This is a genomic window from Streptomyces sp. NPDC127084 (assembly GCF_042724175.1).
In the GTDB taxonomy this organism is placed as follows: domain Bacteria; phylum Actinomycetota; class Actinomycetes; order Streptomycetales; family Streptomycetaceae; genus Streptomyces.
On record NZ_JBHXFA010000006.1, the window covers coordinates 72694 to 77224 of the forward strand.

General features: G+C 69.4%; 7 protein-coding genes. All 7 read left to right on the plus strand.

All coding sequences use genetic code 11. The features are described 5' to 3' along the window. The first annotated feature begins 137 nt into the window (after positions 1-137). The 7 genes from ACFWI9_RS03070 to ACFWI9_RS03100 all read left to right on the plus strand — a co-directional run bounded on the left by ACFWI9_RS03070 (position 138) and on the right by ACFWI9_RS03100 (position 4425). Positions 138-329 carry a hypothetical protein gene (locus ACFWI9_RS03070; RefSeq protein WP_387158678.1) on the plus strand — a complete coding sequence of 64 codons (192 nt, stop codon included), beginning with the start codon at positions 138-140 and terminating at the stop codon, positions 327-329. 21 nt (positions 330-350) lie between these two features. After that, positions 351-863, plus strand: a complete 513-nt coding sequence (locus ACFWI9_RS03075; protein WP_387158679.1) for a hypothetical protein — start codon at positions 351-353, stop codon at positions 861-863. Positions 864-876: 13 nt separating this feature from the next. Next, the gene (locus ACFWI9_RS03080; protein WP_387158681.1) at positions 877-1158 is read left to right on the plus strand and encodes a hypothetical protein; all 282 of its coding nucleotides are present in this window, start codon (positions 877-879) and stop codon (positions 1156-1158) included. 14 nt (positions 1159-1172) lie between these two features. Further along, a complete protein-coding gene (locus ACFWI9_RS03085; protein ID WP_387158683.1) occupies positions 1173-1343 on the plus strand; it encodes a hypothetical protein in 171 nt (56 codons plus the stop codon). A 2-nt stretch (positions 1344-1345) separates the two neighbouring features. Beyond that, entirely contained in the window at positions 1346-1789 is a 444-nt protein-coding gene (ssb, locus tag ACFWI9_RS03090; RefSeq protein WP_387158684.1) for a single-stranded DNA-binding protein, read from the plus strand. Between the two features lie 88 nt (positions 1790-1877). Then, positions 1878-2801: a bifunctional DNA primase/polymerase gene (locus ACFWI9_RS03095; protein WP_387158685.1), complete on the plus strand. Its 924-nt coding sequence runs from the start codon at positions 1878-1880 to the stop codon at positions 2799-2801. 370 nt (positions 2802-3171) lie between these two features. Further along, positions 3172-4425: a DUF3631 domain-containing protein gene (locus tag ACFWI9_RS03100; protein ID WP_387158687.1), complete on the plus strand. Its 1254-nt coding sequence runs from the start codon at positions 3172-3174 to the stop codon at positions 4423-4425. The last annotated feature ends 106 nt before the right edge of the window (positions 4426-4531 follow it).

The window sequence follows — 4531 nt, forward strand, 5'->3', positions numbered from 1 at the left end:
TTCAATGACACAACCACAACAAAAACACACCCAAACTCCAATCAGAAACGAAACAATTACAAACAAACAAACCATCGGGGGGGCCGCGGGCGGGGGGGGGGGGGCCCCCCCCCCGGCCGTTCCCGGGAGGCCCGCTCGTGATCGTCACCCTGTCCGCCGTCGCCCTCTTCGGGCTCATCACCTTCGTCCTCATCCGCTCCCGCTACGTCGGCCCCGGCGCCGCGCTCGCGGTGTTCCTCTTCGGCTTCTTCACCGCCGACACCGGAGCCTCCACCGCCATCCGCTCCGCCATACAGGCCCTCATCAACGCCGCATCCAACATCACCTAACCCCGAAAGGAGGCACGTGCTGTGAGCGAGACCGACACCCCGGCTACCCCTTCCGACTGGTGGCCGCGCATGAGCGACGAGGCAGCCAACGCCGAAGCCCGCCGCATCATCAACGACCTCTACCGGCCCGCCCCGCCCCCGGCGCCCATCCCGACGTCCTACCGCGACACCACCGAGTCGCCGAGCGTCGGGGACGCGCAGCCGGTCTGGCAGGACGACCACCGGATCGTGCCCGCCTGGGCCGCCGGAACCGCCATCGCCTCCATCGGCATCGGCGCCGGCACCACCGGCATCGGCTGCGGCGTCTGGCTCGTGCTGAAGGGATTCGCCTCCATGAGCGTCACCGGCGTCATCTGCATGGGCGTCCTCCTCTCCGGCGTCGCCTTCGCGGCCTTGTCCATTGGTGCCGCGTTCTCCCGCGCCAAGCGCAGCGTCTCCAAGGCGGTCTACACCGGGGCGGTCACCAAGAACACCCACGTCACCACCCACACCCGGGGCACGTTCGCCCGCTCCCACACCCACCTGCACAACTGACAGGAGGCGCCCCGTGATCCGACTGCGCATCCAGGTCACGACCTGGCCCCGCAAAGCCCTGATCCTCTCCGACACACCCCACCCGAACTGCCCCGACTGTGAGGGCATCGGCGGCATCGAGCACCCCTACGGCGACCACTACACCGGCGAATACGCCGACAGCGACTGGGCCCCTTGCCACTGCTGGGACGAAACCCGCCGCTGGGCTCTGCTCCCTCTCCCGCACCGGCCCCGCTGGCCGCGCCGCCACACGAACCACCCCGACCCGTGGGCGAGCGACGAACCGCCGTTCTGACCCGAAGGACACCCGTGTTCGAGATCCGCATCATCTGCGACGACCACGACGCCGATCGCATCAAGACCGCTCTGGCCGAAGTGTTCGACACCGGCCCGCCCCGCCTGTACCCCGCCCGCGACACCAGGCGGACCCACCTGTACATCACCGCCGACCACCGGCCCACCACGACCGAAAGCGAGTGACGATGTCGTTCGGAGAGACCCCGATCACCATCATCGGCAACCTGACCGCCGACCCCGAGATCAAGTTCCTCGAATCCGGCCAGGCCCTGGCCCGCTTCACCGTCGCCTCCACCCCCCGCACCTTCGACCGCGAGACGAACCAGTGGAAGGACGGCAACTCCACGTTCTTCCGCTGCTCCGCCTGGCGCGCCCTGGCCGAACACGTCGCCGAGTCCCTCACCAAGGGCTCCCGCGTCGTGCTGTCCGGGCGGATCCGCCAGCACGACTGGCAGACCCCCGAGGGCGAGAACCGTTCCATGCTCGCCGTCGAAGCCGACGAGATCGGCGCGTCCTTGCGCTTCACCACCGTGACCATCAACGGCAAGCGCGGCAACGGCGCCGCCCCGACCGGCGACCCGTGGAACACCTCACGCAACCCCGCCACGGACAACAAGCCGCCGTTCTAGATACACCCGGGGCGACCGCCCGCTCTCGCCAAAGATGCGCGGTCGCCCCGGCTTCTCCGTCCTCATCACAGAACTGGAGACATCCAGCATGACCCATCACCCACCCCGTACGCTCCTGTCCGCGGCGCTGGACGCCGCGGCCCGGGGCTGGCGCGTCCACCCGCTCCGACCCGGCGGCAAGGCATCCGCCCTGCACGGCGAACACGCCTGCCCCCGTACCGGCCCGTGCGATCGGGGCCACGTGAAGTGGGAGCAGCGTGCCACCACCGACTCCGACCGTATCCGCCGGACATGGGCGGCGGGCGCCTTCAACGTCGGCATCGCCACCGGCCCCTCCGACCTGATCGTCATCGACCTCGACGTGCCCAAGCAGACCAGCGGGAAGAGCAGTTCGGACGCGCCTTGCGGCGCGGCGTCCTTCCAAGCGCTCTGCGAGCGCGCCGGACAGCCTTGGCCGACTACTTACACGGTGCGGACCCCCAGCGGCGGCATGCACCTGTACTTCCACGCCCCGGCCGGGGTGCGGCTGCCGTCCACAGCCAAGACCGTCGCGCCGAACGTCGACACCCGCGCATGGGGCGGCAACATCGTCGCCGCAGGCAGCACCACCCCCGCCGGGCCGTACCAGGTGACCGAGCCCGCGCCCGCCGCACAGCTTCCCGACTGGCTGCTGCACCTCCTCCAGCCCGTACCCACCCTGGCTGCCATCCCCGCGTGGCCCGCTCCGCTGCTGATCCCGGGCCGGGCCACCCGCCGCGCCACGGTGGCGCTGGAACGCGAGACCGCACGGGTCCGCAACGCCCCGGAAGGCCAGCGGCACCACCTCCTGCTCACCCGCACAATCGCCATCGGGCGCTTCGTCGTCTGGGGCGAGATCACCAAAGACAGGGTCGAGACGGCATTTGGGTCGGCCGGGGAAGCGGCCGGACTACCGCCGGCCGAGTGCCGCGACACGATCCGCGACGCACTGGCCTACTCCGCCCGTACCTGCCGCGCCCGGGAGACGGCATGACCGACCACCTTCCCCGCCCGCAGCCCAAATGCCGTCCCGACACAGCCGTTCGGACCAACTCCGCCACCAGCGCCACACCCCCGAGTGACGAGTGCGACCAGCACAAGGCCGCCCGTCAGGGCGTCCTCTCAGTCCTTCCCTCCGCCCAGCACCTCATGGCCACGTCCCCGGGCAATGGACGCTTCCCTATCGCGTGGCTGCACATCCGAGCACCTCGCGGTGCTACACCCACCGCTACCTCGCAGTGCGCGTGCGGCCGGGACAGCAGCGCCATCGGCCACCGCCGTGTACTCGCCCTCATCACCGACCACGAAGCCCACCGAGACCACTGCCCCCTACGCGCCATTGACCAGGAAGGGAGGAACGCCGCATGACCAACCAGCCCGCCATCGATGGCGCAGCACTGCTTGAAGAGGTCGAAGCGTTCCACCGCCGCTTCAACGTCTTCCCCACCGAGCACGCCTACGTCGCCATCACCCTGTGGGACGCGCACGCCCACCTGATCGACGCACTCGACGGCACCGCACGCATCGCCTTCCTGAGCCCCGAACCCGGGTCGGGGAAGTCACGCGCGCTGGAGATCATCGAGACACTCACCCCGCGCTCCGCGACCACCGTCAACGCCTCCGCCAACGCGCTGTTCCGGCTGGTGGCGGCCGATGCGGGAACGCCGACGCTGCTGTTCGATGAGATCGACACTGTCTTCGGCCCCAAGGCCGGCGGGAACGAAGAAGTCCGCGGGTTCCTCAACTCGGGCTATAGGCGCGGCGCGAAGTCCCTGCGCTGCGTCGGCGAGGGCTCAGAGCAGAGAGCGGGCTGGTTCGACTCGTTCTGCGCGGTCGCCATGGCCGGACTCGGTTCGCTGCCCGACACCATCCTGACCAGGTCCGTCATCATCCGCATGCGCAAGAAGGCCCCGAACGAGAAGTGCGAGCCCTACCGACGCCGCGTCCACGAGAAGCAGGGACACGCCCTGCGAGACAAACTCACGGAGTGGACCGACACCATCCATGACCAGATCGCGGAAGCGTGGCCGCAGATGCCCGACGGCGTCACCGACCGGCCAGCCGACGTGTGGGAGCCTCTGCTCGCCGTTGCGGATGCCGCCGGTGGGCACTGGCCCGAGCGGGCCCGCGCCGCGTGCGTCGCGCTCATCAAGGCCGCATCCGAGGGCGACCAAGCCTCCCTCGGCGTCAAGCTGCTCACCGACCTGCGGGACCGCGTGTTCTGCGGTGTCGACCGGATGCCCACCGCCGCCATCCTCGAGGTACTCCTGCAGCTCGATGACGCCCCCTGGTCCGACATGAGCGAGGACGGACAGAGCAGCAAGCCACTCACCGCACGGGCCCTGTCCAAGCTCCTGAGCCAGTACGTCCGCCCCGACAACACCCCGATCAAGCCCCGCGGCATCCGGGTCGGCAGCACGACCCCGAAGGGCTACTACGCAGAGGACCTCAGCGACGCCTGGACCCGCTACTGCCCCCCTCCCCCCGGAGAATCCGCAACATCCGCAACAGCCGCAACACCGCAGGTCAACGACGGTGAATCTGTGGCGGATACCCCTTCCGAGAGCCGCCACATGTCTACGGAAACCGACACACGCCAACTCCGGATCGTCGGCTGACCCACCGCACGCCACAGGTGCCGCCGCGCCCCCCCGCGCCGGCCCCAAAACCCAACAAATACACCCACCGCCCCCCATTAGATCCCCAGACCAGCAAATTTTCGGC